Genomic DNA, 3,832 nt, shown 5'->3' on the forward strand with positions numbered 1-3,832 from the left:
GCGCCAAGGCGATCGTGCCGTCGACCAAGAAGGTCGGCGGGCCCGGCGCGCGCATCGACATCCCGGTCACGCACATAAACGCTTCGTACGTGCGCAGCCACTTCGACGCCATCGAGGTGGGCATCAACGACGCGCCGCGCGCCAACGAGATCGTGCTGGTGCTGGCCATGACGACGGGCCCCCGCGTCCATGCCCGCGCCGGCGGGCTGGAGGCGAAGGACATCAAGGGAGAGGACGGGCTGAGATGAGCGTTGAAATCCGCCGCATCATAACCATCGTGGAAGAAACACGCGAGGAAGGCGGCCGGCCGGTCGATCCCCCGACGCGCCGCGCAGCTGCAGTCGCGGTCATTCGCAATCCATTCGCCGGCCGCTACGTGGACGATCTGTCCGCGCTGAGCGACATCGGGGCCGAGCTTGGCGAGATCCTTCCAAAGCGTGCGGTCGCGGCGCTCGGCATTCCCGGCGACCAGGTCGAAAGCTTCGGCAAGGCGGCCGCCGTTGGCGCCAATGGCGAGCTGGAACATGCCGCCGCGATCCTCCATCCGAAGCTCGGCGCGCCGTTCCGGGACGTGCTTGGCACGGGTGCCGCGCTCATTCCGTCCTCGAAGAAGCGGGGCGGCCTCGGCATTCCACTGGATGTACCGCTCGGCCACAAGGATGCGGCCAAGGTGCGCAGCCATTTCGACGGCATGGAAGTGCGCGTGCCGGACGCGCCTCGCGACGACGAGATCGTGGTGGCGATCGCGGTCACCGATTCGGGCAGGCCGCACCCGCGCGTCGGCGGGCTGACCAAGGAACAGATCGTCGGCAAGGATGGACTGATCTAAGGCCCGGCAGCGGGCGATACCTTCGCAAAGCCACGGGCTGTCCCGCCGGCGAAAAAAGCGGCCCGTGAGCCGCTTTTTTTGGCTTTCCTCCGATCAGGCCGCGACGACCTCGGGCACGCGGATGGCCGGCGGTGTGTTGCGGCTGCGCGCGGTACGCACTTCCCCGTCGATCATGATCATGCCGATGCCGGGCAGGTTGCCGAGCGCCAGGCTTTCCAGAAAATCCTTGCCGAGACCGCCGGCTGCCTGGTCCATGAAGACAAGGTCGGCGGCGCGGCCTGCCTCGATGATGCCGCGATCGGCAAGCTTGCGCACGCGTGCCGTGTTGCCGGTGGCAAAGCAGAAGACCACCTCCGTGGGCACGCCGCCCAGCGATGCCAGATGGCAAATGGTGCGCAGGATGCCCAGCGGCTGCACGCCCGAGCCGGCCGGGCCGTCGGTGCCGAGAATGACCCGGTCGAGCTCGCTCCGTTCCTTGGCGATGCCGAGCACGAACAGGCCGGTGCGCAGGTTGCCGTTGTGGACGATCTCCAGGGCGCGGGTGCCTTCCTCGCAGATACGACGGATCTCGTCGTCCGGCAGCGCCGTGGGGCCACCGTTGATATGCGCCACCACGTCGGCGTCGACCTCGAGCACGACGTCGGCCCCGATGCGGCCGGAACCGGGGATCGAGGGCCCGCCGGTATGGGTCATGGAGGTCATGCCGTATTTGCGGGCCCAGGCGATCATCTGGCGGCCCGTCGGACCGTCCTTGACGCCGCCGAGGCCGACCTCGCCGATCAGCGTCACGCCGGCTTCGGCGAGTTCGCGGAAATCGTTCTCGGTCATGCCTGGCTCCAGCACCGGAGCGCCGGCAAGGATCTTCATGCCGCTGGGGCGGAAATTCGAGAAGCTGCGCTGCGCGGCGATGCCGAGCGCCTTGACGCCGACGATGTCGCGAGGGCGGCCGGGATAGTGCGCCTCGCCGGCCGAGACGATGGTGGTGACACCGCCGTGCAGCGTCGAGTCGATCCAGCCGATCTGGTTCTGGCGCGGGGTCCAGTCGCCGGCCGTGGGATGGACGTGGTTGTCGATCAGGCCGGGGGCGACGACACAACCCTGCGCATCGATGACCTTCGTCGCTCCACTTGTCTCGACGCCGCCTTGTTTGCCGACAGCGGCGATGCGGCCATCCACGACCACAATGGTGTCGGCGTCGAGGATCGGGTGGGCGATGTCGCCGCTCAGCATGAGGCCGATATTGCGGATGACGGTCTTCCCGGCAGCGGGATTGGCTTGGGGGTCGGAGGACATCAGACTGGTTCCTTCTGTTCGGCGCGGACAAGGGAAGGACATCCCGCCGCCGAAAAATCCAGCGACGCCCGCTGTTTTGCTGCGTCTGGGTTGGGGATCAGTAGGTCATTTGACGGCCGTGTCGCCTGTGTCGTCACGGCTGATGCGCTGGAGCAATTGCAACAGCGTGGCCTGCTCAGCCGTGGAGAGCGGCGAAAGAAGCTGCCGGCCGACTTCGACGCTACGGTCCAGGCGGTCAAGCGTGTAGCGCACGCCGTCGTCCGTCAGCGTGATAATGGCCAGCCGCTGGTCTGTCTTGGAAGCGTTGCGCTTGACCAGCCCCTGCTTCAAAAGCTTGCGCACCACGAGACTGATGGTGGACGGATCCATCGCCGTCAGCCGCCCGAGATGGTTCTGGGACACCTCGCCGTGACGCAGCACCGTCGCCAGCGCCGCGAACTGGGTCGGGGACAGGTCCTCGCCGGCCATCTCCTGCTGGAAGCAGAGCGTCGCCCGCTGATGGGCGCGGCGCACGATGTGGGCCGGGTGCAGGTCGAGATCGTATCCGGTCGCGGCATAGCGGGCGAGCGCCTCCTCGCGGCTCAGCCGTTTGTCCTGCGCAGCCTTGCGCTTGGTTCGCTTCGTTTGCTCGGTCACCGTCATCGGGATGCTTGAACTCCTGGCAGGCCTGTTGTCGCTGGCACCGGAGCGATCATGCCGCGACGCTGGCGTTTTCCACGAAGACGCCTTCCCGCAAAGCCCTGACAACGCTGGCCGAGTCGCTGACCACGCCGAAATGGGTGGCGATGTCGTAAAGCGAGCTTTCCTGCTCGCGCGGGCCGGTGGCGGCGCAGCAGTCGCTCGGCACCACGACCTCGTAGCCGTTGAAGAAGGCGTCGTGAACGGTCGAACGCACGCAGATGTTGGTGACCACGCCGAAGACGATGATCTGGTCGACCTTCAGGTCCTTGAGCGTCAGGTCGAGATCGGTCTGGAAGAACGCGGAGTAGCGCCGCTTGATGACATGGATTTCGTCGGCGCGCGCGCCGAGGTCGTCGATGATCTCGACACCCCACGTGCCTTCGACGCAGTGCGGCGTGCGCTTCAGCCATTCGCGGTCCTGCCGCACATTCTTGCGGTGGACGTCATGCACCCAGATCACCGGGACGCCCGACGCACGCGCGGCATCGATGACGGCGAGTTGCGGTCCGACCAGCACCTCATAACCCGGCAGCACCATCGCGCCGCCCGGCTTGCAGAAATCGTTGAGCATGTCGACCACGACGACCGCAGCGCGCTTCACGTCGATGCTGACGCCTGCTTCCTGTCGATGCGACGAGAAAGTGTCCACGGACATGGCAGATCTCCCCGACAGCCATTGATTGTTGGTGGTCATACAAAACCGTAGAAGGCCCGAAGTCAATCCTTGGAGGCATGTTGCCGGCCATCCCGCTTCACCGGCAACGAAAAAGCCGTTGACAAGCATGGTGTTTCAAGTGTCCGATTGTTTGACCATCAATGATATTTGCGCGCACCGTGGCCGGTCATGAGGGATGAGACATGAACATCATTGTCACGGGATCAAGCGGCCTGCTCGGCCGTCATGTGGCGGTGGCTTGCCTGGCCGCCGGCCATGAGGTTCTGGGCATCGACCTGGCGCCGCCCGCGCGTGGGGCCTGGAAACATGTGAGCGCGGACCTGACGGATCTCGGCCTTGCCCTCCAGCTGATC

The 3,832-nt window shown here is 65.9% G+C and carries 6 protein-coding genes; 3 read left to right on the forward strand and 3 right to left on the reverse strand.

What is annotated here, in order from left to right; genetic code table 11:
* Together EOD07_RS26010 and EOD07_RS26015 are read left to right on the forward strand one after the other, a co-directional pair.
* The coding region (locus tag EOD07_RS26010) for an amino acid synthesis family protein (RefSeq protein ID WP_164772526.1) at nucleotides 1-248 on the forward strand (248 nt) is incomplete at its 5' end.
* Nucleotides 245-829 carry an amino acid synthesis family protein gene (locus EOD07_RS26015; protein ID WP_127237450.1) on the forward strand — a complete coding sequence of 195 codons (585 nt, stop codon included), beginning with the start codon at nucleotides 245-247 and terminating at the stop codon, nucleotides 827-829. The genes EOD07_RS26010 and EOD07_RS26015, both read left to right, overlap by 4 nt.
* A gap of 93 nt (nucleotides 830-922) precedes the next feature.
* Here EOD07_RS26015 and EOD07_RS26020 read toward each other — a convergent pair whose 3' ends face one another.
* The 3 genes from EOD07_RS26020 to EOD07_RS26030 all read right to left on the reverse strand — a co-directional run bounded on the left by EOD07_RS26020 (nucleotide 923) and on the right by EOD07_RS26030 (nucleotide 3,458).
* Nucleotides 923-2,122, reverse strand: a complete 1,200-nt coding sequence (locus EOD07_RS26020) for an amidohydrolase family protein (protein WP_127237451.1) — start codon at nucleotides 2,120-2,122, stop codon at nucleotides 923-925.
* Nucleotides 2,123-2,227: 105 nt separating this feature from the next.
* Nucleotides 2,228-2,764 carry a MarR family transcriptional regulator gene (locus tag EOD07_RS26025; protein WP_040989864.1) on the reverse strand — a complete coding sequence of 179 codons (537 nt, stop codon included), beginning with the start codon at nucleotides 2,762-2,764 and terminating at the stop codon, nucleotides 2,228-2,230.
* A 49-nt stretch (nucleotides 2,765-2,813) separates the two neighbouring features.
* Nucleotides 2,814-3,458, reverse strand: a complete 645-nt coding sequence (locus EOD07_RS26030; RefSeq protein WP_040989865.1) for an isochorismatase family cysteine hydrolase — start codon at nucleotides 3,456-3,458, stop codon at nucleotides 2,814-2,816.
* 203 nt (nucleotides 3,459-3,661) lie between these two features.
* Here EOD07_RS26030 and EOD07_RS26035 point away from each other — a divergent pair.
* On the forward strand, nucleotides 3,662-3,832 hold a 171-nt coding region (locus EOD07_RS26035), incomplete at its 3' end, for an NAD-dependent epimerase/dehydratase family protein (protein ID WP_164772527.1).

The organism is Mesorhizobium sp. M2C.T.Ca.TU.002.02.1.1 (genome assembly GCF_003997225.1).

Excerpts from the sequence above, each read along its gene's own strand:
- EOD07_RS26030 (WP_040989865.1), bottom strand. The coding sequence starts at position 3,458 with ATGTCCGTGGACACTTTCTCGTCGCATCGACAGGAAGCAGGCGTCAGC.
- EOD07_RS26020 (WP_127237451.1), bottom strand. The coding sequence starts at position 2,122 with ATGTCCTCCGACCCCCAAGCCAATCCCGCTGCCGGGAAGACCGTCATC.
- EOD07_RS26025 (WP_040989864.1), bottom strand. The coding sequence starts at position 2,764 with ATGACGGTGACCGAGCAAACGAAGCGAACCAAGCGCAAGGCTGCGCAG.
- EOD07_RS26015 (WP_127237450.1), top strand. The coding sequence starts at position 245 with ATGAGCGTTGAAATCCGCCGCATCATAACCATCGTGGAAGAAACACGC.